The organism is Pseudomonas sp. NPDC088414 (genome assembly GCF_044753325.1).
Lineage (GTDB): Bacteria > Pseudomonadota > Gammaproteobacteria > Pseudomonadales > Pseudomonadaceae > Aquipseudomonas.
The window spans coordinates 25,525-52,234 of the sequence record NZ_JBIVMY010000028.1 but is presented as its reverse complement, the minus strand read 5'-3'; the positions used below and the strand labels follow the sequence as shown (position 1 = coordinate 52,234).

23 protein-coding genes and 1 riboswitch are annotated in these 26,710 nt (G+C 61.9%); of the genes, 16 read left to right on the top strand and 7 right to left on the bottom strand.

Annotation, left to right across the window (positions count from 1 at the left end):
• Nucleotides 1–166 precede the first annotated feature (166 nt).
• From ACIP8I_RS20910 to hldE, 3 genes are all read left to right on the top strand, one after another.
• Nucleotides 167–871, top strand: a complete 705-nt coding sequence (locus tag ACIP8I_RS20910) for a sulfotransferase family 2 domain-containing protein (protein ID WP_367082766.1) — start codon at nt 167–169, stop codon at nt 869–871.
• Nucleotides 864–1,475 carry an adenylyl-sulfate kinase gene (gene cysC, locus ACIP8I_RS20905; RefSeq protein WP_400763545.1) on the top strand — a complete coding sequence of 204 codons (612 nt, stop codon included), beginning with the start codon at nt 864–866 and terminating at the stop codon, nt 1,473–1,475. The genes ACIP8I_RS20910 and cysC overlap by 8 nt, the downstream gene beginning before the upstream one ends.
• A gap of 102 nt (nt 1,476–1,577) precedes the next feature.
• A complete protein-coding gene (gene hldE, locus ACIP8I_RS20900; RefSeq protein ID WP_007967376.1) occupies nt 1,578–2,999 on the top strand; it encodes a bifunctional D-glycero-beta-D-manno-heptose-7-phosphate kinase/D-glycero-beta-D-manno-heptose 1-phosphate adenylyltransferase HldE in 1,422 nt (473 codons plus the stop codon).
• A gap of 85 nt (nt 3,000–3,084) precedes the next feature.
• Here hldE and ACIP8I_RS20895 read toward each other — a convergent pair whose 3' ends face one another.
• The 4 genes from ACIP8I_RS20895 to ACIP8I_RS20880 form a co-directional block, all read right to left on the bottom strand.
• The gene (locus ACIP8I_RS20895) at nt 3,085–4,053 is read right to left on the bottom strand and encodes a metal ABC transporter ATPase (protein ID WP_400763541.1); all 969 of its coding nucleotides are present in this window, start codon (nt 4,051–4,053) and stop codon (nt 3,085–3,087) included.
• 31 nt (nt 4,054–4,084) lie between these two features.
• Nucleotides 4,085–4,897: an aldo/keto reductase gene (locus tag ACIP8I_RS20890; protein ID WP_367082770.1), complete on the bottom strand. Its 813-nt coding sequence runs from the start codon at nt 4,895–4,897 to the stop codon at nt 4,085–4,087.
• The gene (locus ACIP8I_RS20885) at nt 4,894–6,069 is read right to left on the bottom strand and encodes an NAD(P)/FAD-dependent oxidoreductase (RefSeq protein WP_400763539.1); all 1,176 of its coding nucleotides are present in this window, start codon (nt 6,067–6,069) and stop codon (nt 4,894–4,896) included. The genes ACIP8I_RS20890 and ACIP8I_RS20885 overlap by 4 nt, the downstream gene beginning before the upstream one ends.
• Before the next feature lie 178 nt (nt 6,070–6,247).
• A complete protein-coding gene (locus ACIP8I_RS20880; protein ID WP_003221050.1) occupies nt 6,248–6,580 on the bottom strand; it encodes a multidrug efflux SMR transporter in 333 nt (110 codons plus the stop codon).
• A gap of 102 nt (nt 6,581–6,682) precedes the next feature.
• On the opposite strand from ACIP8I_RS20880, the gene ACIP8I_RS20875 reads away from it, so the two are divergent.
• Entirely contained in the window at nt 6,683–7,585 is a 903-nt protein-coding gene (locus ACIP8I_RS20875) for a LysR family transcriptional regulator (RefSeq protein WP_400763536.1), read from the top strand.
• A gap of 11 nt (nt 7,586–7,596) precedes the next feature.
• A complete protein-coding gene (gene waaA, locus ACIP8I_RS20870; RefSeq protein WP_400763533.1) occupies nt 7,597–8,871 on the top strand; it encodes a lipid IV(A) 3-deoxy-D-manno-octulosonic acid transferase in 1,275 nt (424 codons plus the stop codon).
• Between the two features lie 147 nt (nt 8,872–9,018).
• On the opposite strand, the gene ACIP8I_RS20865 is transcribed toward waaA, so the two are convergent.
• Nucleotides 9,019–10,452, bottom strand: coding sequence for a TolC family outer membrane protein (locus ACIP8I_RS20865; protein ID WP_007967388.1), 1,434 nt, complete (start codon nt 10,450–10,452; stop codon nt 9,019–9,021).
• Nucleotides 10,453–10,658: 206 nt separating this feature from the next.
• Nucleotides 10,659–10,764: riboswitch (TPP riboswitch) on the top strand.
• Nucleotides 10,765–10,910: 146 nt separating this feature from the next.
• Here ACIP8I_RS20865 and thiC point away from each other — a divergent pair.
• Entirely contained in the window at nt 10,911–12,800 is a 1,890-nt protein-coding gene (thiC, locus tag ACIP8I_RS20860; protein WP_007967390.1) for a phosphomethylpyrimidine synthase ThiC, read from the top strand.
• A gap of 220 nt (nt 12,801–13,020) precedes the next feature.
• Nucleotides 13,021–14,313 (top strand): putative hydroxymethylpyrimidine transporter CytX, encoded by a 1,293-nt coding sequence (gene cytX, locus ACIP8I_RS20855; protein ID WP_400763529.1) that lies wholly within the window; start codon nt 13,021–13,023, stop codon nt 14,311–14,313.
• On the opposite strand, the gene ACIP8I_RS20850 is transcribed toward cytX, so the two are convergent.
• Nucleotides 14,282–15,028, bottom strand: a complete 747-nt coding sequence (locus tag ACIP8I_RS20850) for an RsiV family protein (RefSeq protein ID WP_329698879.1) — start codon at nt 15,026–15,028, stop codon at nt 14,282–14,284. The two genes, cytX and ACIP8I_RS20850, sit on opposite strands and share 32 nt — an antisense overlap.
• A gap of 229 nt (nt 15,029–15,257) precedes the next feature.
• Between ACIP8I_RS20850 and ACIP8I_RS20845 the strand changes: the two genes are divergently transcribed.
• From ACIP8I_RS20845 to ACIP8I_RS20805, 9 genes are all read left to right on the top strand, one after another.
• Nucleotides 15,258–15,875, top strand: coding sequence for an NUDIX domain-containing protein (locus ACIP8I_RS20845; protein WP_367082778.1), 618 nt, complete (start codon nt 15,258–15,260; stop codon nt 15,873–15,875).
• Nucleotides 15,866–16,318 carry a DUF1249 domain-containing protein gene (locus ACIP8I_RS20840; RefSeq protein WP_007967395.1) on the top strand — a complete coding sequence of 151 codons (453 nt, stop codon included), beginning with the start codon at nt 15,866–15,868 and terminating at the stop codon, nt 16,316–16,318. Before ACIP8I_RS20845 ends, ACIP8I_RS20840 begins: the two co-directional genes overlap by 10 nt.
• Nucleotides 16,319–16,417: 99 nt before the next feature.
• Nucleotides 16,418–17,233 (top strand): 3',5'-cyclic-AMP phosphodiesterase, encoded by an 816-nt coding sequence (cpdA, locus tag ACIP8I_RS20835; protein ID WP_400763525.1) that lies wholly within the window; start codon nt 16,418–16,420, stop codon nt 17,231–17,233.
• A 211-nt stretch (nt 17,234–17,444) separates the two neighbouring features.
• On the top strand, nt 17,445–18,053 hold the full coding sequence (locus ACIP8I_RS20830) for a YqiA/YcfP family alpha/beta fold hydrolase (protein WP_400763523.1): 609 nt from the start codon (nt 17,445–17,447) through the stop codon (nt 18,051–18,053).
• Between the two features lie 42 nt (nt 18,054–18,095).
• Nucleotides 18,096–20,003 (top strand): DNA topoisomerase IV subunit B, encoded by a 1,908-nt coding sequence (gene parE / locus ACIP8I_RS20825; RefSeq protein WP_007967400.1) that lies wholly within the window; start codon nt 18,096–18,098, stop codon nt 20,001–20,003.
• Entirely contained in the window at nt 20,003–20,992 is a 990-nt protein-coding gene (locus ACIP8I_RS20820) for an esterase-like activity of phytase family protein (RefSeq protein ID WP_400763521.1), read from the top strand. Before parE ends, ACIP8I_RS20820 begins: the two co-directional genes overlap by 1 nt.
• On the top strand, nt 20,989–21,513 hold the full coding sequence (locus ACIP8I_RS20815; RefSeq protein WP_108592129.1) for a TIGR02281 family clan AA aspartic protease: 525 nt from the start codon (nt 20,989–20,991) through the stop codon (nt 21,511–21,513). Before ACIP8I_RS20820 ends, ACIP8I_RS20815 begins: the two co-directional genes overlap by 4 nt.
• A 7-nt stretch (nt 21,514–21,520) precedes the next feature.
• Nucleotides 21,521–23,785, top strand: coding sequence for a DNA topoisomerase IV subunit A (parC, locus tag ACIP8I_RS20810; protein ID WP_096794754.1), 2,265 nt, complete (start codon nt 21,521–21,523; stop codon nt 23,783–23,785).
• Between the two features lie 186 nt (nt 23,786–23,971).
• The gene (locus tag ACIP8I_RS20805) at nt 23,972–24,682 is read left to right on the top strand and encodes a membrane integrity-associated transporter subunit PqiC (protein WP_123585498.1); all 711 of its coding nucleotides are present in this window, start codon (nt 23,972–23,974) and stop codon (nt 24,680–24,682) included.
• Nucleotides 24,683–25,075: 393 nt separating this feature from the next.
• Here the strand turns inward: ACIP8I_RS20805 and ACIP8I_RS20800 are convergent, their stop codons facing one another.
• The gene (locus tag ACIP8I_RS20800) at nt 25,076–26,590 is read right to left on the bottom strand and encodes an AhpA/YtjB family protein (protein WP_007967406.1); all 1,515 of its coding nucleotides are present in this window, start codon (nt 26,588–26,590) and stop codon (nt 25,076–25,078) included.
• Nucleotides 26,591–26,710 lie beyond the last annotated feature (120 nt).

The following is a 26,710-nucleotide window of genomic DNA, read 5'->3' as shown; positions in this document are numbered from 1 at the left end:
GGCCCTGCCCTATGGGAGCGAGCCTGCTCGCTCCCACAGTCGTTTGTATCCAGACCTTTACCCTTCTTGACCAAACCGGAATAAATCCGGGCATCGCGCTTGTTAAGGTTCCTCAACGAACTCTGACTTTCATCGAGGGGGCCATCCCCGTCGCGCGGGTGCTTTCATGCTGCAACGCTATCTCTGGAAACTGCTGCCCAAGCCACAGCGGGCCTTTCTGCTCGGGCGCCTGTCAGTAGTCGATCGGCAGGTGGTGAACAAGTCGATGTCAGCCAACCTGACGTTTCCCCAGCCCTTCCAGCAGCGCTCCTGCCTGTTTATCCATGTCCCGAAATGCGCCGGCAGCAGCGTTTGCACGGCACTGTTCGACGGCTGGCGTCCCGGGCACTTGCCGTTGTACTGGTATGAAGAGCAGTTCCCCGAGCAGTTCGCCAACGCTTTCAAGTTCGCTTTTGTCCGCAACCCGCTGGAACGCGCCTATTCGGCCTACGCCTTTTTGCGTGGCAACGAGTTGAGCGCCCGTGACCATCCGGCGCAACGGCTGGTGCGGCAGTACCGGGATTTCGACGATTTTGTCGCGCGCTGGCTGCATCCGGAAACGATTGCCCGGCAATTGCACTTTGCCGCGCAGACCGACTTTCTGACGGACTCGCTGGGGCATCTGGCGCTGGACTTCATCGGTTATCAGGAACACCTGACGCGGGATTTTCGTCTGGTTTGCGAACAGTTGGGGCTGACTGGCGAGTTGCCTCACGTCAACGGCTCGCGGGAACGGCAATCGATGCCGGCGCGCGAGTTCTGTTCGGTGCGCACCCGGCGTCTGGTGCGTCGGGTTTATCAGCGTGATTACGAGTTGCTCGGTTATGAATGAGTCCCTGTCACTGCCGCTACAGACGCTCGCCATTCGGCCTTACGGTCTGGCGCTTTCGCACCAGGCCCGGGCCGCGCTCAAGGCGCAACGCCCGCGTTGCCTGTGGTTGACCGGGTTTTCCGGCGCCGGCAAGTCAACCCTGGCCAATGCCCTCGAACTGCACCTGCATGCGTCGGGTCTGCACACCTTTCTGCTCGATGGCGACAATGTGCGCAATGGCCTGTGTCGCGACCTGGGCATGAGCGACATCTGCCGCCGGGAAAACATCCGGCGCATGGCCGAGGTGGCGCGGTTGATGGTCGACGCCGGGCTGATTGTGATCGTTGCGGCGATTTCGCCGTTCCGCGCCGAACGCGACGCTGCGCGCAGGCTGTTTACCCAGGGTGATTTCATTGAAGTGCACGTCAGTACTTCGCTGGAAGTCTGCGCCCGGCGTGATCCGAAAGGCTTGTATCAGGCTGTAAGGGAAGGTCGGATCAAGCACTTTACCGGCGTGGACAGCCCCTACGAAGCACCATTGGCAGCCGAGTGGCAAATAGACACCGAGGCGCTGGAATTGTCCGAAGCCTGTGGACAGCTGGCGGCACTGGTGCTCAAAAAATGATCAAAGATACGGACTGTTTCATCCTGTTGCAGGCTGCACTCAAGCCTGCGCCAACCCTGTGTTAATATCGCGCCCCTGTTCATTTTGTATGTGGGTTGCTCCATGAAGTTGTCCATGCCGCGATTCGATCAAGCCCCAGTCTTGGTGGTCGGCGATGTCATGCTCGACCGTTACTGGCATGGTGGAACCTCACGGATTTCCCCTGAGGCACCGGTTCCGGTCGTAAAAGTCGAGCAAATCGAAGACCGCCCGGGCGGTGCTGCCAACGTTGCCTTGAACATTGCCGCGCTGGGTGCGCCGGCGTCGCTGGTCGGTGTGACCGGTGATGACGAAGCCGCCGACAGCCTGAGCAACAGTCTCAAGGGCGCGGGCGTGCGTGCCCTGTTCCAGCGCATTGCGCATCAGCCGACCATCGTCAAGCTGCGGGTCATGAGCCGGCACCAGCAATTGCTGCGTATCGACTTCGAAGAGCCGTTTGCCACCGATGCGCTGGCCCTGGCCTCGCAGGTCGATGATCTGCTCGAAGGGATCAAGGTGCTGGTGCTGTCCGACTACGGCAAAGGCGCGCTGAAAAACCATCAGGCGCTGATTCAGGCGGCCCGGGCCAAAGGCATTCCGGTGCTGGCCGATCCCAAGGGCAAGGATTTTTCGATCTACCGTGGCGCCAGTCTGATCACGCCAAACCTCAGCGAATTCGAAGCCATCGTCGGCGGTTGCGCCGATGAGCACGAGCTGGTGAGCAAGGGCGCGACCTTGATGCACGATCTCGAACTCGGCGCGTTGCTGGTCACCCGTGGTGAACACGGCATGACCCTGCTGCGTCCGGAGCATCCGGCGCTGCATTTGCCGGCCCGTGCCCGTGAAGTGTTCGACGTGACCGGTGCCGGCGACACGGTGATTTCCACCCTGGCGGCGGCGATCGCTGCCGGTGAAGAACTGCCGCACGCGGTGGCGCTGGCCAATCTGGCGGCGGGCATCGTGGTCGGCAAGCTCGGTACTGCAGCGATCAGCGCTCCGGAACTGCGCCGTGCGATCCAGCGCGAAGAGGGTTCAGAGCGTGGTGTCCTGGGTCTGGAGCAACTGGTACTGGCGGTCGCCGATGCCCGTGCGCACAACGAGCGCATCGTCTTCACCAATGGCTGCTTCGACATTCTGCATGCCGGTCATGTGACCTACCTCGAGCAGGCGCGCGCCCAGGGCGACCGTCTGATCGTGGCGATCAACGATGACGCCTCGGTCAGCCGCCTGAAGGGGCCGGGACGTCCGATCAACAGTGTCGACCGACGCATGGCGGTTCTCGCCGGCCTCGGTGCGGTGGACTGGGTGATCAGTTTCCCGGAAGGCACCCCGGAAAACCTGCTGCGCGAGGTCAAGCCGGATGTGTTGGTCAAGGGCGGTGATTACGGTATCGACCAGGTTGTTGGTGCCGATATCGTCAAGGCTTACGGCGGTACGGTGAAGGTGCTGGGTCTGGTGGAAAACAGCTCGACCACTGCGATCGTGGAAAAAATCCGCGGTCAATAAAGCCAAAAGATCGCCGCCTGCGGCAGCTGCTACATTGGAATGCATTCCAGTGCAGGAGCTGCCGCAGGCGGCGATCTTTTGCGTTTCAGGAACTGACTTTCTTGCGCGGTACGATCTTCTTCAGCAGTTGCTTCGCCTTGCCGCGCAACCGCGCCAGTCCAGTAGGTTTCTCCGGCGGGTTCAGACCCTGCTGGCGTAACCAGTCCTTCCAGCGAATCCGCTCCTCGCGCACCAGCCAGCCGTCCTGTCTGGCAAAACTTTCGGCCAGATACAGGCCGCGCGTGCCTGCCGGAGACAGCTGACCTTTCTTCAAGGTATACAGCTCGGCCAGCGGTTCGCCGTCCTGCAACGGCATCAGGTACAGATCGGGGCGTTTGCGGTCCAGTCGCGCCACCAGTTGATCACCTTCCAGACGTTCATCGACGTGAAACAGACTCAGGGATTTGGCTTCCTTTGGCACTTCCAGGCGCAAGTCGTAGATCAGTTGCAGCGATGCGGTGGGCAGGTGCACATAGGCCCGTGGCCGTTCGAGCAATTGCAGATTGGCGCAGCGCACCGGCCGCGCGGAACCGGACTGCGGCGTCAGGCGAAACGGCAGGGCCTCGCGATAATGCAGGGCGGCGTAGTAGGGCGCGGGTAGCCAGGTGTCGTTGAAGCGTCCGCCGAGCCAGCCTTCCGGGGTTTCCAGCAGACACTCTTCGGCAATTTCCTGAATCGCCGTGTGCAGCGGGATGTTCAGTTCTTGAGCAGGCACGTAGCCGGAAATCAGCTTGAGCACGACGTCGCCACGGTCCTGCCGACGCTGGCGCACCAGCACCCAGTAATCGCGATTCTGCCAGTGCAGGGTCAGGCGCACAGAGACCCCGAGGTTGGCCAGTTCCACCGCAAAGCGCTCGGCATCCGCCACGCTCACCGGTTTGCGCCGCTGCAGTGTCTGGGCGAAATTCAGCGGCATGCCGACGCTCTGATACGTCAGGCCTTCGGGCGTGGCCTCGACGAACAGCGGCAGCGTCTTGAAGTTGCTCGGGTTCTTTCTGATGAGCGTGCGCGGCATGTCGGCTCCTGCTTAAGGCCGCGAGGCGGCGTCAGTGACCACGGAGGACCTGGGCAACGGTCGCAACGTTATGGGCGAGGTGCAGCGGATTGATCGTCCCGACAATAGCACTGGCCACGCCGGGCTGCTGGAACAACAACTCGAAGCTGGCGCGCACCGGATCCACGCCCGGACTCAGGCATACGTGGCCGCTGGCCAGGGCTTTTTTCACCAGAATGGCTTTGCCGTGGGCAGCAGCATAGTCAATGACTGCCTTCTCGTTCTGTTCGTTCAGATTGTAGGTGACCATCGCGCAGTCGCCTTGCTCCAGCGCCTTGAGTCCGCCCTCGACCGTTTTGCCGGAGAAACCGAAACCGCGAATCTTGCCCTCGGTCTTCAGCGCCGCGAGGGTTGCATAGACTTCGCTGTCATTGAGAATCGCCAGGTCGTTACCGTCGGAGTGCACCAGCACCAGATCGATAAAATCGGTTTCAAGACGTTGCAGGCTGCGCTCGACCGACATCCGCGTATGCGCCGCACTGAAGTCATGGCGCGACAGGCCGTCGGTAAACTCTTCACCGACCTTGCTGACGATCACCCAGTCCTGTCGCTGGCCACGCAACAACGGGCCGAGGCGTTCTTCGCTGCGACCGTAGGCCGGGGCGGTGTCGATCAGGTTGATGCCCAGCCCTTTGGCCTGATTAAGCAGCAGGCGTGCCGCGTCATCGTCGGGGATCTGGAAACCGTTGGGGTATTTCACGCCTTGGTCGCGGCCAAGTTTGACCGTGCCCAAGCCCAGCGGTGAAACCATCAGACCGGTGCTGCCCAGTGGGCGATGCAGTTCGTGCAGGGTCGCTACGCTCATGGCAACAGTTGCTCCCAGGCCGGTACGCCCATCGGTGGTTTTGGCAGTGCTGGCAATGGCTCGGCAGCTTGCGGCTGGATGCCGTCGCGCTCCAGCGCAGCGATGACCCGGTCGGCGAAGTCCGGCGCCAGTGCCAGTTTGGTCGGCCAGCCGACCAGCAGGCGACCCTCCTCGGCGAGAAAGGCGTTGTCCGGCCGGCTCAGGCCGGTTTGCAGCGGCTCGGCGCGATCCACGCGCAAGGTCGCCCATTGCACCTGGCTCAGGTCAATCCATGGCAGCAACTGGCCGAGTTCTTTCTGCGCGGTGGCGATCTGCTCGGCTGGCTCGCGGGCCACGCCGTCGCTTTCGGCAATGTCACCGCCCAGATACCAGACCCAGTTGCCGTCGGCGGCCGGGTGAGTGGTGACGGTGATGCGCGGCTTGGTGCCGCCGCCCAGGCAGTGAGCGTACAGCGGCTTCAGGCTCGGGCCTTTGGCGATGATCATGTGCAGCGGCCGACGTTGCATCTGCGGATGAGTCAGGCCCAGGTCTTCCAGCAATCGGGCAGTGCCGGCACCGGCACTGAGGACGATGCGCTGGGCACGAATCTCGCGACCGTCGACCTTCAGGCCGACCAGCACCCCCGCTTCCAGCAGCGGCGCGATGGTTTGCCCGGCGAGCAGACCGTCACCGGCCAGATCGGCCAGGCGCTGGATCAGGCTCGGTACGTCGACCACCAGTTCGGCGAGGCGATAGACCTTACCCTTGAAGCGCTTGTCTTGCAGGGCCGGCGGCAGTTGATCGCCCTTGACCTGATCGACCCGGCCACGCACGGCCTTGCTGGCGAAGAAACTGGTGAGGTTGCCGGCGAGGGTGCCAGGCGACCACAGGTAATGCGCTTCCGACAACAGGCGCACGCCGGACAAGTCCAGTTCGCCGTTGCCCGCCAATGCTTCACGCCAGCGGCGCGGCATGTCGGCAATGGCTTCCGAGGCGCCGGTCAGCGCGCCGTGCAAGGCATACTTGGCGCCGCCGTGGATGATGCCCTGGGACTTCACACTCTGCCCGCCGCCGAGGCTGGCGTTTTCCACCAGCACGGTCGAAAAACCCTGGCGGCGCAGACGCGCGTTCAGCCAGAGGCCGGCGACACCAGCGCCGACAATCAGAACGTCGGTGGAAATAACGGATGGCATGCAACGACCTCAGTGTTCAAGACGAGGGCGCAGTATACAGACTCGGGGAAAAAGGGATTTGAGGGTGATCAATGTAGGAGTGAGCCTGCTCGCGATGGCGATTGTGGATTCGACGTTGTGTCGTCTGATCCACCGTTATCGCGAGCAGGCTCACTCCTACAGGAAACCGCGATGTCAGTTAATGCCCTGCGGTCTTGGAGAACAGCTGGATGACCACCACGCCGAGCACGATCAGCGCCATCCCGAGCATCGCCGGCACGTCCAGCTTCTGCCCGTAAATGAACAGCGCCGCGACACTGACCATGACGATGCCCATGCCCGCCCACACGGCGTACGCCACGCCGACCGGCACCGTGCGCACCACCAGGGTCAGCATCCAGAACGCGATGCCGTAGCCGACGATCACCAGAATCAGCGGCAGCGGCGTACTCAGGCCTTTGACCGCTTTCATCGAAACCGTGGCGATCACTTCGGCGCAGATGGCGATAGCCAGAAAGGCGTAGGCGTTCATGTGTAGATCCTCATGTAAAACGTTGCTTGCTGAGGCGGCATTCTAGTCGCTCGTCAGATGCGGTAAAGTCATTACCTATCTGTTTTGAAGATGGGTTACAGCATGAACACCCGGTGGAATCTGGAACAACTGCGCGCTTTCGTCAGCGTCGCCGAACAGCGTTCGTTTTCTGCTGTGGCGCGCCAGCAACGCAAGGCGCAGTCGGCGATCAGTAGCGCCATTGCCATGCTGGAGGATGATCTGGGCGTCAGCCTGTTCGAGCGTAGCAGTGGTCGCCAGCCCCGGCTCACCGAAGCCGGTGAAGCGCTGCTCGAAGAGGCGCGGGAGGTGTTGCGCCAATGCGAGCGCCTCAATGGTCGGGCAATGGCGATGATGCGTGGTCAGGAAGCGCAGCTGCGCGTGGCTCAGGACGAGGCGATGCCCTATCAGGCATTGGTAGAAAGCTTCGATGCGCTGGCCGGGCAGTTTCCCAGCCTCGAGGTGCAGCTGACCAGCGCCGCTCAGGGTGAAGTCGCCCGCAAACTGGTGGAGCGTCGCGCCGATCTCGGCCTGCTGTTCTATCACGATGAAATTCCCGAGGCACTGGAGCGTCGGGTATTGGGCCGGGTGGAAATGGTCACCGTCTGCGGGATCAATCATCCGCTGGCGACGCAGTCCTACGTCACCTGCCAGCAACTGGCGCAACACCGACAACTGTTGATGTCGACGCAAACCAGCGTCTATCCCGGCAATGAAGCGGCCAGTCCGCAGGTGTGGCGCGCTGACAGCTTCTACGTGATGGCCGAATGGCTGGTGCGGGACCTCGGCTGGGCCTGGCTGCCCCGGCATGTGGTGCAGTACTCGGCCTATCAGGGGTTGATGGTCGAACTGGACAGCGAATGGACCCCGCCGGCGCTGGTGGTGGAACTGGTCTGGCGTCGGGATGAGCCTTTGGGGCCGGCGGCGCGCTGGCTGGCGGAACGTTTTGCCGTGCACTTGCGGGCGATTGGCGACAAAAGTCGATAAACTCCGCCGCCATGAATAGAACTCTCTACACCGCGCTGTTTTACCTGGGGCTGCCATTGGTGGCGATTCGGCTGTGGCTGCGCTCGCGCAAGGCCCCGGCATATGCCAAACGGATTGGCGAGCGCTTTTCCTGCGGGATGCCGTCACTGCAGCCCGGCGGGATCTGGGTGCACGCGGTGTCGGTTGGCGAAAGCATTGCTGCGGCGCCGATGATCCGTGCCTTGCTGCAACGTTATCCACAGCTGCCGATCACCGTGACTTGCATGACCCCGACCGGTTCGGAACGGATTCAGGCACTGTTCGCCAATGAGCCGCGCATCCAGCATTGTTATCTGCCCTATGACTTGCCGTGCGCAGCGGCGCGTTTTCTGGATCGCGCCCAGCCGAAACTGGCGGTGATCATGGAAACCGAACTGTGGCCCAACCACATTCATCAGTGCGCCATGCGCGGTATTCCTGTTGCGCTGGCAAACGGCCGACTGTCCGAGCGTTCCGCCAGAGGTTATGGCCGCTTCAGCAAACTGACTGCGCCGATGCTCGCCGAGATGAGTTTTTTTGCGGTGCAGACCGAGGCTGAAGCTCAGCGCTTCCGTGATCTCGGCGCGCGTCCGCAGACGGTCGAGGTCACTGGCTCGATCAAGTTCGACCTGACCATCGACCCGCAGCTGCTGCAGCGCGCCCATGAACTGCGCGGCCAGTGGCAGGCGCTGGAGCGCCCGGTGTGGATCGCCGCCAGCACCCACGAAGGCGAAGACGAAGTGGTGCTCGACGCCCATCGTCGCCTGCTGGCGAACTACCCGAATGCGCTGCTGATTCTGGTGCCGCGCCATCCCGAGCGCTTCAACTCGGTGTTCGAGTTGTGTCAGCGCGAAGGCTTTGCCACGGTGCGCCGATCCACCGGTGCCAATGTCGAGGCAAACACCTCGGTGCTGCTCGGCGACACCATGGGCGAGTTGCTGTTTCTCTATGCACTGGCCGACAGCGCCTTTGTCGGTGGCAGCCTGGTGCCCAACGGCGGGCACAATCTGCTGGAACCGGCGGCACTGGCCAAACCGGTGATCAGCGGCCCGCACCTGTTCAACTTCCTCGACATCGCCGCGCAATTGCGTGAAGCCGGGGCATTGGCCGAAGTGGATGATGCCGAAGGGCTGGCGGTGGAAGTGCAGCGCCTGTTCGAATTGCCGCGCGATGCGCAGCGCATGGCCGAGGCCGGGCTGGCGGTGATGCGGCGTAATCAGGGGGCGTTGCAGCGGTTGCTGGATGGGCTGGGCAAGTTGATTCGCTGATTTGCACTCAACCTCTGTGGCGAGGGAGCTTGCTCCCGTTGGGCAGCGCAGCTGCCCCAGGCCCCGATACATCGAGTTGCCAAGTTTACGACTGCTGCGCAGCCGAGCGGGAGCAAGCTCCCTCGCCACAGGTATCTTGTTTGCTGTTTACGGGCGTGCCTTGAGCTGTGCTTCGGCTGCCTTGGCCAGATCCGGCGGCAGGAAATCCTTGTCCGGGTTGTAGTCGGCTTTCAGATAACGCCGCAGATCTTCCAGGTCACCCGGATTCAATGTCCCCGCCGCCTGCTTCAGGCGCAGGTTGTCGAGGATGTAGTCGTAGCGGGTGTTGTTGTAGTTGCGCACCGAGGTGTACAGCTGACGCTGGGCATCGAGCACGTCGACGATGTTGCGCGTCCCCACCTGATAACCGATTTCCGTGGCTTCCACCGCGCTCTGGTTGGAGATGATCGACTGACGTCGTGCCTGCACCTGCTCGACATCGGTGTTCACCGCGCGGTGCAGGTTGCGGGTGTTTTCCACCACTTGCCGGCGCAGGGACTCGCGCTGTTGCTCGCTCTGATCCAGTTGCGCATAGGACTGGCGCACTTGCGAACTGGTCAGCCCGCCGCTGTAGATCGGAATATTCAGTTGCAGCGCCAGGGTACGTTGATCGACGTTGCCACTGTACGGCGTACCGAAGGCGTTCGGGTTGGCAAAGCCGAGGGCGTCGTTGTCACCCTTTTCGTATTTGGCCACGGCATCGAGGGTCGGCAAGTGGCCGGCCTTGCGCTGCTTGAGGGTCTGTTCGGCGGAACTGACCGCAAAGTTGCTCGCCAGCAGATTGAGGTTCTGTTTGCCCGCGGTGTCGACCCAGGCCTTGGCGTCGTTCGGTACCGGCGGCAGGATCGGCAGCGTGTGGACGATGCCCTGAATCGAGTTGTACTGACGGTTGGTCAGGGTGATCAGCGCTTCGAACGCATCGTCGACCTGACGCTGCGCAACGATACGGTTGGCGCGCGCGGTGTCGTAACTGGCTTGTGATTGCAGCACGTCGGTCTTGTCCGACAGGCCGACGTCGAAGCGCTCGTTGGACTGGTCGAGCTGACGCTTGAACGCGGCTTCTTCAGCCTTGGTCGAGGCCAGGTTGTCCTGACTGCGCAGCACGTTGAAGTAGCTTTCGGCCGATTGCAGAATCAGATTCTGCTCGGTGGCCGAGAGTTGCAGCGCGGCTTGTTCGTTGACGTCCTTGGCAGCCTGGTACTGGAACCAGCGGTCAGCGCGGAACAAGGGCTGGGCGAGGGTCGCCTGATAGGAATGCGCGCTGCGATTGGCAATGGCCGAAGGCTGGTCGATCGAGGTGCGCACATCCGCCACTTCGGCGCCGCCAGACAAGTTCGGCAGCAAGCCGGCACGGGCCTGCGGCACCACTTCTTTCTGGGCGCCGTACTGGGCGCGGGCGGCGGCCAGATCGGCGTTGTTGTCGACGGCTTCCTGATAGACGCTGACCAGATCGGTCTTGGTCGACAAGGGCGCTTCTGCTGCCCAGGCCATTGCGTTGGACGCACAAGACACGGCAAGAGCCAGTGAAAGTTTGCGCAGCATGAGGCGATCCCTAGCAAAAAATATTACGGAAATAATGTGCGCGCCAAGGCTACGGCGCGGCCCCGGCAGCGTCAAGGCGCGCAGGGCACAGCGAGTGTAGTTGCGCAATCGTGCGGCAACAATCCTGCAAGTCCCGGTAATTGCGCCATTCATCATGGTGTTTGCCGCGGTGTTGGCGTTCTTTGCCGGTTGTGTCTAGACTGACCGGGTTCTTGTCGGGGTGCCTTGCTATGAGGCTGAGATCGAATAATTTCGGATCCCGTTGAACCTGATCAGGTTAGCGCCTGCGTAGGGAACAAGATTTCTCGTCACCCGGCGAGTCCTCTTGTGCTTCGTCCGGGATATTGTTCGACAATCGAACGCTCGACGACGATGCACAGCACCAGTCCTGGTGCGTCCGTGCCTTTCAGGTTCTGCTCCGACAATCCACTGCCTGGATGCTGTCTGGAGAGCCCGTGATGACGACAAAAGCAAAAAACGCGATCAACCTGAGTGACTCGGCCAAGGTCGACGAGCAATCGGTCAAGCCGTTCACCCGTTCGCAAAAAGTCTACGTTCAGGGCTCGCGCCCGGACATCCGCGTGCCGATGCGCGAAATCACCCTTGATGTGACGCCGACCGACTTCGGCGGCGAAATCAACGCGCCGGTCACCGTCTACGACACCTCCGGCCCGTACACCGATCCGAACGTGGTGATCGACGTGCGCAAAGGTCTGGGCGACGTGCGTTCGGCGTGGATCGATGACCGTGGCGACACCGAGCGTCTGCCGGGCCTGAGTTCGAATTTCGGCCAGGAGCGCCTCGCTGATCCTGAGCTGACCAAGCTGCGTTTTGCCCACGTCAACAACCCGCGACGGGCCAAGGCCGGGGCCAACGTCAGCCAGATGCACTACGCGCGCAAAGGCATCATCACCGCCGAGATGGAATACGTCGCCATCCGCGAAAACATGAAGCTGCAAGAGGCCCGTGCTGCCGGCCTGTTGACCCAGCAACACGCCGGCCACAGCTTCGGCGCGAGCATTCCAAAAGAAATCACCGCCGAGTTCGTCCGCGAAGAGATTGCCCGCGGCCGCGCGATCATTCCGGCCAACATCAACCACGTCGAACTGGAACCGATGATCATCGGCCGTAACTTCCTGGTGAAGATCAACGGCAACATCGGCAACAGCGCGCTGGGTTCGTCCATCGAAGAAGAAGTGGCGAAACTGACCTGGGGCATTCGCTGGGGTTCGGACACAGTGATGGACTTGTCCACCGGCAAGCACATCCACGAAACCCGCGAGTGGATCATCCGCAACTCGCCGGTGCCGATCGGCACCGTGCCGATCTATCAAGCGCTGGAGAAGGTCAACGGCGTCGCTGAAGACCTGACCTGGGAGCTGTTCCGCGACACGCTGATCGAACAGGCCGAGCAGGGCGTCGACTACTTCACCATCCACGCCGGCGTGCTGCTGCGCTACGTGCCGCTGACCGCCAAGCGCGTGACCGGCATCGTTTCCCGTGGCGGTTCGATCATGGCCAAGTGGTGCCTGGCGCACCACAAAGAGAACTTCCTCTACACCCACTTCGACGAAATCTGCGAAATCATGAAGGCCTACGACGTCAGCTTCTCGCTGGGCGACGGCCTGCGTCCGGGCTCGATTGCCGACGCCAACGACGAAGCGCAATTCGGCGAACTGGAAACCCTCGGCGAGCTGACCAAGATCGCCTGGAAGCACGACGTGCAATGCATGATCGAAGGCCCGGGCCACGTGCCGATGCAGTTGATCAAGGAGAACATGGACAAGCAGCTGGAGTGCTGCGACGAGGCGCCGTTCTACACCCTCGGCCCGCTGACCACCGACATCGCACCGGGTTATGACCACATCACCTCGGGTATCGGTGCGGCGATGATCGGCTGGTTCGGTTGCGCGATGCTCTGCTACGTGACGCCGAAGGAACACCTCGGCTTGCCGAACAAGGATGATGTGAAGACCGGGATCATCACCTACAAGATCGCCGCGCATGCGGCGGACTTGGCCAAAGGGCACCCGGGCGCGCAGATTCGCGACAACGCCTTGAGCAAGGCGCGTTTCGAATTCCGTTGGGAAGACCAGTTCAACCTCGGTCTCGACCCGGACACCGCGCGTTCGTATCACGACGAAACCCTGCCGAAGGACTCGGCCAAGGTCGCGCATTTCTGTTCGATGTGCGGGCCGAAATTCTGCTCGATGAAGATCACCCAGGAAGTCCGCGAATACGCGGCCAACCAGCGGATCGACGCGGTCGACGTGGACGTCGCCCAGGGCCTTGCGGAGCAGGCCGAGCGGTTCAAGAAGGAAGGCAGTCAGCTGTACAAGAAGGTTTGATCTGACCTGAAAGGCTCTGGGATGACCGGAGCCTCTGTGGCGAGGGAGCTTGCTCCCGCCCGGCTGCGAAGCAGTCGTAAATCCGGCCAACGCGTTCTGATTGAAAGAACGCGTTGGCCGGTTTTGGGTCTGCTGCGCAGACCAGCGGGAGCAAGCTCCCTCGCCACAGGCATGGTGTGCGATCACACACAACAACAAATGTCCCTCTGAGATAACACCCTTGAGCATTCAACCCGGCACTTATTCCCCCGACCTCGCCGTACCCGCCGACAAGCGAGTATTCGGCGGTCGCGATCTGTTTTCCCTGTGGTTCTCCCTCGGCATCGGCCTGATGGTCTTGCAGACCGGTGCCTTGCTCGCGCCCGGTCTGGGCCTCTCCGATTCGCTGCTGGCGATTTTCCTCGGCACGCTGGTTGGCGTGCTGCTGTTGGCAGCGGTCGGCGTGATCGGCAGCGATACCGGTCTGTCGTCGATGGCCGCACTCAAACTGAGCCTCGGCCACAAAGGCGCAAGCCTGCCGGCGCTGCTCAACCTGTTGCAACTGATCGGTTGGGGCTCGTTCGAGATCATCGTCATGCGCGACGCCGCCAGCCTGCTCGGTACCCGCGCGTTCAGCGAAGGCTCGCTGTGGGCCAACCCTATGCTGTGGACCTTGTGCTTTGGTGCGCTGGCGACCCTGCTCGCGGTCAGCGGGCCGTTGACGTTCGTGCGCAAGGTTCTGCGCAAATGGGGCATCTGGCTGATTCTGGCCGCGTGCATCTGGCTGACCTGGAATCTGTTCGCCAAGGCTGATCTGGCGGCACTCTGGGCCCGTGCCGGGGACGGTTCGATGCCGTTTGCCGTGGGCTTCGACATTGCCATCGCGATGCCGCTGTCGTGGCTGCCGCTGATCGCCGATTACTCGCGTTTCGGCAAGCGGGCGAAGAACGTCTTCGGCGGCACCGCCATCGGTTTCTTCATCGGCAATTTCTGGTTGATGAGTCTCGGCGTGGCCTACACCCTGGCGTTTGCGCCGAGCGGTGAAGTCAATGCGTTGCTGCTGGCACTGGCCGGGGCCGGTCTGGGCATTCCGCTGTTGCTGATTCTGCTGGATGAGTCGGAAAACGCTTTCGCCGACATTCATTCGGCAGCGGTGTCGAGCGGGATTCTGTTGCGCCTGAAAGTCGAGCATCTGGCCTTGGCCATCGGCGTGATCTGCACCCTGATTGCACTGCTGGCGCCATTGGCGCAGTACCAGAACTTCCTGTTGCTGATCGGCTCGGTGTTTGCGCCGCTGTTCGGCGTGGTGCTGGTGGATCACTTCATCCTGCGCAAGCGCAGCGCTCAGGTGGCGTCAGGCGCATTGCGCTGGCCGGCGCTGCTGGCGTGGCTGGGCGGGATCAGCACCTACCACTTGCTGGCGAATCTGTATCCGGATGTCGGCGCGACCCTGCCGGCACTGGTGCTGGCAGGGCTGTTGCAGCTGGTGCTTGGCCGGGCCTTCAGTTACGGCCGGGAAACAGCTCAGGCTTGAGAATGCCGTTCAGACGCGGGTAAGGAATCTTCAGTTCGACGTGGCCCAGCGCGTAAGGCGCGATGGTGCTCACGTCGTACTTGAGGATCACGCCACCGTAGGTCAGCGCCACGTTCGGGGTTTTGACGAACGGCCAGCTCTTCACGAAATCCGCTTCCTGATCGAGCTTGGTGCTGATCAGCCAGCTGTTATGCGCCACTTGCGCCGCTTTCCAGAACGCGTCTTCCTGACCCGGCAGCAACATGTCCGACAGGTTCAGCACTTTATGCTGCTGACGCGAATAATTGATGAAACCGCGCCCCGGGGTGCCATGGGCGCCACCGGTGTCGAGGTAGCTCGACAGCTCGATGATCACCAAGCCGTCATGCTGCTCGCGTACCTTGGCCTGCAGATAGCTGCTGTTGCGCGGGCCGGCGGTACGCAGGAACTGCTCACGATAGGCGGCCAGGGTCGGCGCAACCGGGGCGTTGGTCTCGGTGCGGGTCATTTGCAGCAGGCGTTTTTCGATGATGCCGTCCAGCGCAGGTTCGGCGGCGAAGTGCACGGTATCGATATTCACCAGCGGGCAATCCGGGTTGGAGCAACCGGGTTTCAAAGTTTCCGAGGCGTCGCGGGTGGTGTCCAGCGGCGTGCGGTAGTTGGGCTGGAACAGGTTGGCGCAGGCGCCCAGGGTCAAGGCGATGGCGGCCACGGAGGCAATTTTGAAAAGCGACATGGGCGTCCTTTCTGAAACAGGGGAAGGCGAAAAGTTATCCGCTTCGACTCTCGCCGAAGCAGTCAGTTCGCCACTAAGCTAATTAGAGTGGGTTTCGCCGCCACCGTCCATCCCGCTGACGGTAAAGGGGCTGCATCAACCATGGCGGGCGCGTTAGGATGGCGCGAAGTAGAGGTCGCCAGTCACAACAAGCAACCTCGTATTGGATTTGCAGCAAGAGAGGATGCTCATGACAGATTTTGCCAACGCCACTCCGGCCACCGTCGACGTCGTAAAGCGCGAGCGCTGCTACGAGGGCTTCTACAAGCTCGACCGTTTGCACCTGCGCCATGAACTGTTCGCCGGCGGCATGAGCCGCGAGATCAACCGCGAAGTCTTCGTGCGTCACGATGCCGTGTGCCTGCTGCCTTACGATCCAAAGCGCGATGAAGTGGTGCTGCTCGAGCAGTTTCGCGTCGGTGCCATGGGCAAGACCGACAACCCGTGGCTGGTTGAACTGGTCGCCGGTCTGATCGACAAGGCCGAAGTGCCGGAAGAAGTTGCTCACCGCGAGGCGCAGGAGGAAGCTGGGCTGGACATCAAGGCCCTGTGGCCGATGACCCAATATTTCCCGTCGCCGGGCGGCAGCAACGAATTCGTGCATTTATTCCTGGGGCACTGCAGCACCGAAGGCGTAGGCGGCCTGCATGGGCTGGAGGAAGAAGCAGAAGACATCCGCGTCACGGTCTGGGCCTTTGAAGATGCCTTGCAGGCCGTCCGTGACGGACGCATTGCCAACGCGGCGAGCATCATCGCCTTGCAATGGCTGGCGCTCAACCGCGCCGAAGTGAGGGGGTTATGGTCGTAAACAAGCTGCGCGATCGCTATCGAGTCGACCTCGCCGGGCTGCAAGCTGCCTGCGAGGCCAACTACGCGCGCCTGATGCGACTGGTGCCGGACATGCGCAACGACCCCGAGGCGCGGCGGATTGCCGTGACCCAGGGCGAGCAGATGCTCGGCGTGCTGGCCCTCGAAGTGCTGCAGACCTGCCCGTACACCACCACGTTGCAGGTGCGTCAGGAACACAGTCTGCCGTGGCTGCCGGTACCGCAACTGGAAGTGCAGGTTTATCACGACGCGCGCATGGCCGAGGTCATCAGTGCCGAGCATGCACGACGCTTTCGCGGCATCTATCCTTACCCGAACGCCGCGATGCATCAGCCGGATGAAAAGGCCCAGCTCAATCTGTTCCTGGGGGAATGGCTGAGCCATTGTCTGGCCCTGGGGCACGAGTACGAAGTCGTACGCTAGTTGTGAACTGCGTCCGGTTCGCCGGTTTCCCCTTTGCGTCATCCCCCAGCATAATTGCGGCACTCAACCGATTCCGTGCTTTTGCCCTGGGAGAACGCCTTGCCGAGCGTATCCGCATTGACCACCGCCGATCCGGCGTTGCTGGTGCAGCTATCCGACAGTCACCTGTTCGCCGAGGCGGACGGCACGCTGCTGGGCATGAACACCCGCGAGAGCCTGCAAAAGGTCATTGAGTTGGTGCTGGGGCAGCAGCCGCAGATCGATCTGATCCTCGCCACCGGTGATATATCCCAGGACGGCACACTGGAGTCGTATCAGCAGTTTCGCCAGATGAGTGCGCAGATCGATGCGCCGGCGCGCTGGATTCCCGGCAATCACGATGAGCCGCTGATCATGGCTGAGGCCGCGGTGCAAAGCGCACTGCTGGAGTCGGTGGTTGATATCGGCAACTGGCGCGTGACCCTGCTCGACTCGGCGGTGCCGGGTTCTGTGCCGGGTTATCTGCAGGACGATCAGTTGCAATTGCTGGCGCGTTCATTGAGTGAAGCCCCGGAGCGTCATCATCTGGTGTGTTTCCACCATCATCCGGTGTCGATTAATTGCCCGTGGATGGAGCCGATCGGTTTGCGTAACCCCGAAGCGTTCTTCGAGGTGCTCGATCGTTTTCCCCAGGCCCGCGCAGTGCTGTGGGGCCATGTGCATCAGGAAATCGACCGCGAACGCAACGGCGTACGGCTGATGGCCTCGCCTTCGACCTGCATTCAGTTCGAGCCGGGCAGTGACGACTTCAAGGTCGGCGAGCAGGCACCGGGCTATCGCTGGTTGCGGCTGCTGCCGGACGGGCGACTGGAAACCGGTGTCGAGCGCGTGACCGACTTCGAGTTCACCGTCGATTACGGCTCCAACGGTTACTGACACCATTGTGGCGAGGGAGCTTGCTCCCGCTGGGCTGCGCAGCAGACCCGAACCCAGTCACCGCATATCCGCAGATGATTTGAATTGTCAGGGTTACGACTGCTGCGCAGCCGAGCGGGAGCAAGCTCCCTCGCCACAGGGTTTTTGTTTATGCCGTTCCCCTGACTCCCTGTAAACTCCGCTATCTTTCGCCGACACCCAGGGAGCTCAAATGTCCGGTTCGATCCTCTATATCCACGGTTTCAACAGCGCGCCGGCGTCGAAAAAGGCCTGTCAGCTGGTCGAGGTGATGGAGCGGCTGGGTTTGAGCGAGCAATTGCGTGTCCCGGCGCTGCACCACCATCCGCGTGAAGCCATCGGTCAGTTGCAGCAGGCGATTGCCGAGCTGGGCCGGCCGTTGCTGGTGGGAAGCTCCCTCGGCGGCTACTATGCGACTCACCTGGCTGAGCGCCACGGCTTGAAAGCCCTGCTGGTCAACCCGGCGGTCAGCCCGCACCGGATGTTCGACGGCTACCTGGGCACACAGAAAAACCTGTATACCGATGAGACCTGGGAATTGACCCACGACCATGTGACGGCCCTGGCCGAGCTGGAAGTGCCGGCACCCGTGGATGCACAGCGTTATCAGGTGTGGTTGCAGACCGGCGATGAAACACTGGATTATCGCCTCGCCCAGCAGTATTACCGGGCCTGCGCCTTGCGCATTCAGGCCGGCGGCGACCATGGTTACCAGGGTTTTGCCGAACAATTACCGGCGTTGTTGAGTTTTGCCGGCATTGGCGCCGATTTGTATCAGGCAATCGATTTCACCGCACTGTGAAGTCTTGCCCCTTTTTCATTGAATCACTGACGACGAGACCCTATGGCCACTCCCAGCGCTAGCTCTTATAACGCCGACGCCATCGAAGTCCTCTCGGGCCTCGACCCGGTGCGCAAACGCCCCGGCATGTACACCGACACCAGTCGGCCGAACCACCTCGCCCAGGAAGTCATCGACAACAGTGTCGACGAAGCCCTGGCCGGCCACGCCAAATCGGTGCAGGTCATTCTGCACGCCGATCACTCGCTGGAAGTCAGCGACGACGGTCGCGGCATGCCGGTCGACATTCACCCGGAAGAGGGGGTGTCGGGTGTCGAGCTGATCCTCACCAAACTGCATGCGGGCGGCAAGTTTTCCAACAAGAACTACCAGTTCTCCGGCGGTCTGCACGGGGTGGGTATTTCCGTGGTCAACGCCTTGTCGACCGAAGTCCGGGTACGCGTGAAGCGTGACGGCAACGAATACCAGATGACCTTCAAGGATGGCTTCAAGGCCACCGAGCTGGAAATCGTCGGCACCGTCGGCAAGCGCAACACCGGCACCAGCGTGTACTTCGCGCCGGATCCGAAATATTTCGATTCACCGAAATTCTCCATCAGCCGCCTCAAGCACGTGCTCAAGGCCAAGGCTGTGTTGTGCCCGGGGCTGCTGGTCAGTTTCGAAGACAAAGGCACTGGCGAGAAAGTCGAGTGGCATTACGAAGACGGCCTGCGCTCGTATCTGGTGGACGCAGTCAGCGAATTCGAACGCCTGCCGGACGAGCCGTTCTGCGGCAGCCTGGCCGGTAATAAAGAAGCGGTGGACTGGGCGCTGCTGTGGTTGCCGGAAGGTGGCGACGCGGTGCAGGAAAGCTACGTCAACCTGATCCCGACGGCGCAGGGTGGTACCCACGTCAACGGTTTGCGTCAGGGCCTGCTCGACGCGATGCGCGAATTCTGCGAATTCCGCAGCCTGCTGCCACGCGGCGTGAAGCTGGCGCCGGAAGACGTCTGGGAGCGCATCGCTTTCGTGCTGTCGATGAAGATGCAGGAACCGCAATTCTCCGGCCAGACCAAAGAGCGTCTGTCGTCCCGTGAAGCGGCGGCGTTCGTCTCCGGTGTGGTCAAGGATGCCTTCAGCCTGTGGCTCAACGCCAACCCGGAAACCGGTCTGGCGCTGGCGGAGCTGGCGATCAACAACGCCGGGCGTCGCCTCAAGGCGAGTAAAAAGGTCGAACGCAAGCGCGTCACCCAGGGGCCGGCGCTGCCGGGCAAACTGGCGGACTGTGCCGGGCAGGACCCGATGCGTTCCGAGCTGTTCCTGGTTGAAGGTGATTCCGCCGGCGGTTCCGCCAAGCAAGCGCGGGACAAGGAATTTCAGGCGATCCTGCCGTTGCGCGGCAAGATCCTCAACACCTGGGAAGTCGACGGCAGCGAAGTGCTCGCCAGCCAGGAAGTGCATAACATCGCCGTGGCCATCGGGGTGGATCCGGGTGCGGCAGACATGAGCCAGCTGCGTTACGGCAAAATCTGCATCCTCGCCGACGCCGACTCCGACGGTCTGCACATCGCGACCTTGCTTTGCGCGTTGTTCGTCCAGCATTTCCGCCCGTTGGTGGATGCCGGTCACGTCTACGTGGCGATGCCGCCGCTGTACCGCATCGACCTCGGCAAGGAGATCTACTACGCCCTCGACGAAGCCGAGCGCGACGGGATTCTCGACCGTCTGGTGGCCGAGAAGAAACGCGGCAAACCGCAGGTCACCCGATTTAAAGGTCTGGGTGAAATGAACCCGCCGCAATTGCGTGAAACCACCATGGACCCGAACACCCGGCGCCTGGTGCAACTGACGCTGGGCGATGATTTTGCCGAGACCTCGGAAATGATGGACATGCTGCTGGCGAAGAAACGCGCCGGTGACCGCAAGACCTGGCTCGAATCCAAGGGCAACCTCGCCGAGGTGCTGGCCTGATGCGGTTTGGCTGGGCCTTGGCGGGTGCGTTGCTGCTGAGTGCGATGAGTGTGTCGGCCGAGCCGCTGCAGGAGCTGCGTGTGCTCTCCGAACACCCGGTCGAAGGCATGCGTGGCGGCAACCTGTCGGGACTGGCCATGTGTGGCAGCGAGTTGTGGACGGTGTCGGACCGCGATGACGATCAGATCTATCGGCTCAATACCGCCGATCGGGTCTGGCAGGCCGAAGCCTTGCACATCGACGTGCCCCCGGTGCCGGAGACCGGTCTGCCGTGGGGATTGCGCTCGCGCAATTGGGCCGCGTCGTTCGTGCGCGGTGGCGACCTGGATTTCGAAGGTATCAGCTGCGACAGCGCCGGCAATCGCTACATTGTCAGCGAGGGCCACGCGGCGGTCTTGCAGGTGCCCGTCAGCGGCCCGGTCAACTGGCTGAAGATTTCGCCGATGATGGTTCGCGAAGCACGTGCCAGTGGCATGCTCCTGCATTTCAACGCGATCTTCGAAGGTCTGGCGATCAACCCGGCGGGCGATCAGATGTGGCTGGCCGGCGAACGGCAAAACCGGGGCTTGCTGCTGATCAAGCGTCAGCAGACAGTGTGGGATTGCGACGGTCGTTGCGTGCTGCTCAGCGAGGGCGGCAAGGAGATGCAGCCGCCGCAGTTCCCGCATGCCAAAGCGGTCGACCGCGACTTTTCCGACCTTTCGTTGTTCAACGGCAAATTGTTTACCCTTGAACGCAACGCCTTCCAGATTTGTCGGCGCGATGCGCAGACCGCCAAGGTCGAGCGTTGCTGGTCGTACGCCGCTGAACTGTTGCAGGCCAACCGCCGTTACGCGCAGAACTTCGGGCTGGAAGAGGCACTGATCGTTGACGCTGATGGTGCGTGGGTCGGCGTCGACAATAATTTCGGCCCCCGCGCCGACGGTGAGGTTCGCCCGATCGTCTGGCGCTTCGCCGCGCCTGAAGGTGGCTGGAGCGCCAAGCCGTGAGTCAGCAACCGCCGGGCAAGCGCGCCGGCCGGGTGTTGATGATTCTGGCCTGGTGCGCGGGGCTGTTTCTGGCCACGCGGTTTTTCGGCCAGTGGGAAGAGCGTCAGCAGAATCCGAATGTCGTGGTCAGCTCCGAGCAGCATGACGGCGTGATCGAAGTAAAACTGGCCGGCAATGCTCAAGGGCATTTTGTCGCCAGCGGTCAGATCAACGGTGAGCCGGTGGAGTTCATGCTCGACACGGGCGCCACCGACGTGGCGATCCCGGCGGATCTGGCCAAACGCTTGAAACTGGAAGAAGGTTTCGGCGTGACCCTGAGCACGGCCAACGGCCTGAGCCAGGGCTACCGGACCAAAATCGACCGCCTGCAACTGGGCGACATCGTGCTGCGGGACGTCCGCGCACTGGTGGCGCCGGGGCTGCATGGCGATCAGGTGCTGCTCGGCATGAGCGCCCTGAACAAACTTGAATTTACCCAGCGCGGTGGCACCATGCTGCTGCGCCAGACAACGAACCGATGAGGCCCGCATGAGCGACTCCCTTGATCTCAGCCTGGACGGTGTAGAACGCCGCTCGCTGGCTGACTTCACCGAAAATGCCTACCTCAACTACTCCATGTACGTGATCATGGACCGTGCCTTGCCGCATATCGGCGACGGCCTGAAACCGGTACAGCGGCGTATCGTCTACGCCATGAGCGAGCTGGGGCTGGACGCTGATTCCAAGCACAAGAAATCGGCACGTACCGTCGGTGACGTGCTCGGCAAGTTCCACCCGCACGGCGACTCAGCGTGCTACGAAGCGATGGTGCTGATGGCCCAGCCGTTCAGCTATCGCTACACACTGGTCGATGGCCAGGGCAACTGGGGTGCGCCGGACGATCCGAAATCCTTCGCCGCCATGCGTTACACCGAAGCCCGTCTGTCGCGTTATTCCGAAGTGCTGCTCAGCGAACTGGGCCAGGGCACCGCCGACTGGGGGCCGAACTTCGACGGTACCTTGCAGGAACCTTTGGTTCTGCCGGCGCGTTTGCCGAACATCCTGCTCAACGGCACCACCGGCATCGCTGTCGGTATGGCCACCGACGTGCCGCCGCACAACCTGCGCGAAGTCGCCACCGCCTGCGTGCGTCTGCTCGATGAGCCGAAAGCCACGGTCGAGCAGCTCTGCGAGCACATTCAAGGTCCGGATTACCCGACCGAAGCGGAAATCATCACGCCGCGCGCCGACCTGCTGAAAATGTACGAAACCGGCAAGGGCTCGGTACGCATGCGCGCCGTGTATCACGTCGAGGACGGCGACATCATCGTCACTGCGCTGCCGCACCAGGTCTCCGGGGCCAAGGTGCTGGAGCAGATCGCCGCGCTGATGCAGGCCAAACCGTCGAAAGCACCGCAGATCGCTGACCTGCGTGACGAGTCCGACCACGAAAACCCGTGCCGCATCGTAATCATTCCGGTCAACAGCCGCGTCGATCACGAAGCGCTGATGCAGCACCTGTTCGCCAGCACCGAGCTGGAATCGACCTACCGGGTCAACGTCAACATCATTGGTCTGGACGGCAAGCCGCAGCTGAAAAACCTGCGCGCCTTGCTGGTCGAATGGCTGGAATTCCGCGTGCTGACCGTGCGTCGCCGTCTGCAATTCCGCCTCGACAAGGTCGAACGTCGTCTGCACCTGTTGGACGGTTTGTTGATCGCCTACCTCAACCTGGATGAAGTGATTCACATCATCCGTACCGAGGAGCACCCGAAAGCCAAGCTGATCGAGCGTTTCGCCCTCAGCGAGATTCAGGCCGACTACATCCTCGACACCCGTCTGCGGCAGTTGGCGCGTCTGGAAGAGATGAAGCTGCGCGACGAGCAGGACGAACTGCTCAAGGAGCAAGCCAAGCTGCAAGCCCTGCTGGGCAGCGAAGCCAAGCTGAAGAAACTGGTGCGCACCGAGCTGCTGAAAGACGCTGAAACCTACGGCGATGACCGTCGTTCGCCGATCGTCGAGCGCGCTGAAGCGAAAGCGCTGACCGAACACGATCTGCTGCCGAACGAGAAAGTCACCGTCGTGCTGTCGGAAAAAGGCTGGATTCGTTCGGCCAAGGGCCACGATATCGATGCCACTGGCCTGTCGTACAAGGCGGGTGACGGCTTCAAGACCTCGGCGGCGGGGCGTTCCAACCAGTCTGCCGTGGTGATTGACTCCACTGGCCGCAGCTATTCGGTTGCCGCCCATACCTTGCCGTCAGCGCGCGGCCAGGGCGAACCGTTGACCGGGCGTCTGACCCCGCCACCGGGCGCGACTTTCGAATGCGTGCTGATGCCGGAAGACGATGCGCTGTACGTGATCGCCTCCGACGCCGGTTACGGTTTCGTGGTCAAAGGCGAAGACCTGCAAGCCAAGAACAAGGCCGGTAAAGCCCTGTTGAGCTTGCCGAACAACGCCAAGGTGATCGCGCCGCGTCCGGTGACTGATCGCGAGAATGACTTGCTTGCCGCCGTGACCAGCGAGGGGCGGATGCTGGTCTTCAATATCAGCGATTTGCCGCAGCTGGCGAAGGGCAAAGGCAACAAGATCATCGGTGTGCCGGGTGACCGTGTCGCCAGCCGTGAAGAGTTTGTCACGGACATTGCGGTTATCCCCGCGGGGGCTACGTTGATCCTGCAAGCAGGCAAACGTCCATATAAACTGAAAGCTGAAGACCTCGAGCACTACAAAGGTGAGCGCGGACGGCGTGGCAACAAGCTTCCACGTGGCTTCCAGCGGGTCGATGCGCTGCTCGTCGAAAACCTCAATTAGGCGAAAACGCCCATCTAGAGGCGTCGATCTACGATTTAACGCGTAGATCGACGCTTTGGCGCTGGAGTCGGAACGCATATTCACGGATGATATGCCCTTTCCAAGCGCCGGCGTGGCCGAGCGTTCTTCATATTTATTGAGTATTTTCACTGTGGTCAGCCTTGTGGCGGCCACCTGGACGGGATGATGACTGCTCTGCGCCCCCTTATTTTTCTGCTCGCTGGCGTTTTGGGCCTGGCGGGCTGCAGCGTTCACCAGCCGGTGTCGCTGTATCAGCTGGACAGCGGAAGTCCGGCTCAGCCTGCGCAAAGCGCAGGCATGGCGGTTTTGTTGGGTCCGGTAGTCATTGCTGATTACCTGCAACGTGAAACCTTGCTGCAACGTCAACCGGACGGCAGCCTGCAAGCCTCGACTGACGGTCGCTGGGCGGGCAGCCTTTCGTCGGATATCGATCAATTGCTGATGCGTCAGGTGGCCGGCCATCTGGACAGCCAGCGTGTGGTATTGGCACCCGCCACTCTGGGATTTGCCCCGGATGTGCAGGTATTGCTGACCATCACGCGTCTGGACTCCGGTGAGAAACAACCGGCGATCCTCGATGCACAATGGCGTCTGATCGACCGTCGTGGGCAGGTGCGCGACAACCGCATCGTTCATCTGCAGGAGCTGCATGCCGGCACCACGGCTTCGCAGGTGCAGGCGCAGGGGATTCTGCTGCAGCGTCTGGCCGAGCAGTTGTCGGTAGCGCTCAAGCCATTGGCCAACCAGCCTCCGGTGGCCGAAGCACCGCGGAAGGCAGCGCCTAAACCGGCAGCGCCGGCGGCGGATGCAGAGAAGCAGCCGAAGATTCCGATGGCTTCGCCGATTCGCACGGATATGGAAGTGTTCCGCTTCTAAGGCTGAATCAGCGTCAAACCAGAGCCCGCCTTGTGCGGGCTTTGTTGTGTCTGGGGTTTGGCAAGATCAAAAGCCCCTCACCCTAGCCCTCTCCCGGAGGGAGAGGGGACTGACCGAGGTGTCTGGCGTCATACGTCGACCTGAAAGGTCTTGGCGATTATGGCTTCGGTAGAGCAGAGGCGACCGAGGCGTCTGGTGTCATCCGTCGACCTGAAAGAGTTTGGCGATTATGGATTCAAAGCAGGACGTGCAGGTCGGTGTAACTCTGGAATATCCCCCAATGAGTCCCCTCTCCCTCTGGGAGAGGGCTAGGGTGAGGGGCTTTTCAATCGCCCACGAAAAAGCCCGCAGACAATCACTCGTCTGCGGGCTTCTGTGCATCTGGCCTAAGGCTTACGCCCGACGCTCATGCATCCGCGCCAGTTGTCGCTCGAGCATCGACGGATAAGGCTCCATCAACCGCTCGACACAGCAAGCCCCCTCGGGGCTGGCGATCGGGCGGATCCGCGCACGCTGGCGAATCAGGTTGTCGTCACCGATCTTGCGCTCGACCAGCAGCAGGTTGCGGCTGTGTTGCGACAGGGCCAGCGCATCCTGGGCCGAATCGGTCAGCAGCAGGTCGATCTGGCTCAGGCCGAACAGCTCGTCGCCCAGGGTCAGGCCCAGTTGCAATTGCAGGGTGATGCCGCTGTCGGCGACTTCGATCTGCAACTGATGGCCCAGCGCCCGCAGCAACTCGCCGCAGCAGATGGCGTTGGTCAGGTAGTCGTCACCGCTGTCTTCGGTGTGGAACAGCATCAGTGTGCTGCCATCGTTCAGGGTTTCGATCTCGCCCTGATACAGCGAAGCGGCCTGATCGAGGCAGTCGCGATAGCGCTCCAGCAACTCTTCCAGACGGGCACGCGGCAGGCGCCGCAGTTGTTCTTGCGAACCCAGCTGGATCGCCAGCACCGCGCTGTGCTGCGGTACGCTTGGTGTGGCCTTGCGCGCGACCGGTTGCGGCGCTGCATCCAGCGACTCGTCGCGCAGATCGGCAAACGCGTCGTCGTCTTCATCGTCTTCAACGGTGCTGACCACATGGCGCGGCGCCGGTTTCTGCGCAGCCATCGGGCGGGTTTCGTCAAAGCTCGGGTCACGCAGATTGCGCACTTCGAACTCCGGCTCATCCTCTTCTTCGAACTCGGGTTCCGGCTCGGGCTCGGGTTTTGGCGCCGGCTCCGGAGCGAAGTTGGCGTGCAGTTGCCGCGCCAGATCGCCGATCTCGTCCTGCCGGTCGGTGCCCGGGGTGTATTCGTCGATGTTGCGCAGCCAGACGCGCAGTTGCAGCAACGGCGTCGACAGATAGCGCCCCATGCGCAGGCTCAGGGCCAGCGACAGCGCCAACAGAATCGCACTGAGAATGCCCATGCTTTGCAGGCTGATGGTCATCGGCTGCTGGAACTGATCCATGTCCAGGCTGATGCGCAGTTGCCCGGCGGTCACGTCCTGGAAAGTGATCTTGCTCTCATACATGCCCTCGGCTTCGCCCAGCAGGCTGTGCTTGGGGCGCTGACCGGATTCGGCGAGGATACGGTTGTCCACGCTATAGATAGCCGCGTGGGCCACCAGTTTGTTCTTGGTCAGGTTGTTGAGCAGCACGTTGAGGCTGAGGATGTCGTTGGACACCAGCAGTTCAGTGGCGGAGGTGGCGGTCTGCGTGGTCAGGCTTTCGCCCAGCGCATCGGCCTGCTCGTGCATGGCCTGCTTGAACTGCAAGCCCATCACCCCGGCATAGATCACCAGGGCCAGAGCGACCAGGATCACGTTATGGCTGGCAATGCGCAATGCAATCGGTACACGGCGATGACGCAGTGCACGGAAGATCAGCAGGAAGAAGTTATCGGTTTTAACTGGCGTGGGCCGGTTCACTGAGCTCGGCTCTTTTGTCCGTGAAGTTGACGCGCAGTATAGCGACAGGCCCTAGACCGGCAAAGCGCTCGCGGTGCCCGATGGTCACTGAAAGTGGGTAGAATGCGGTTTTTTTCCAGT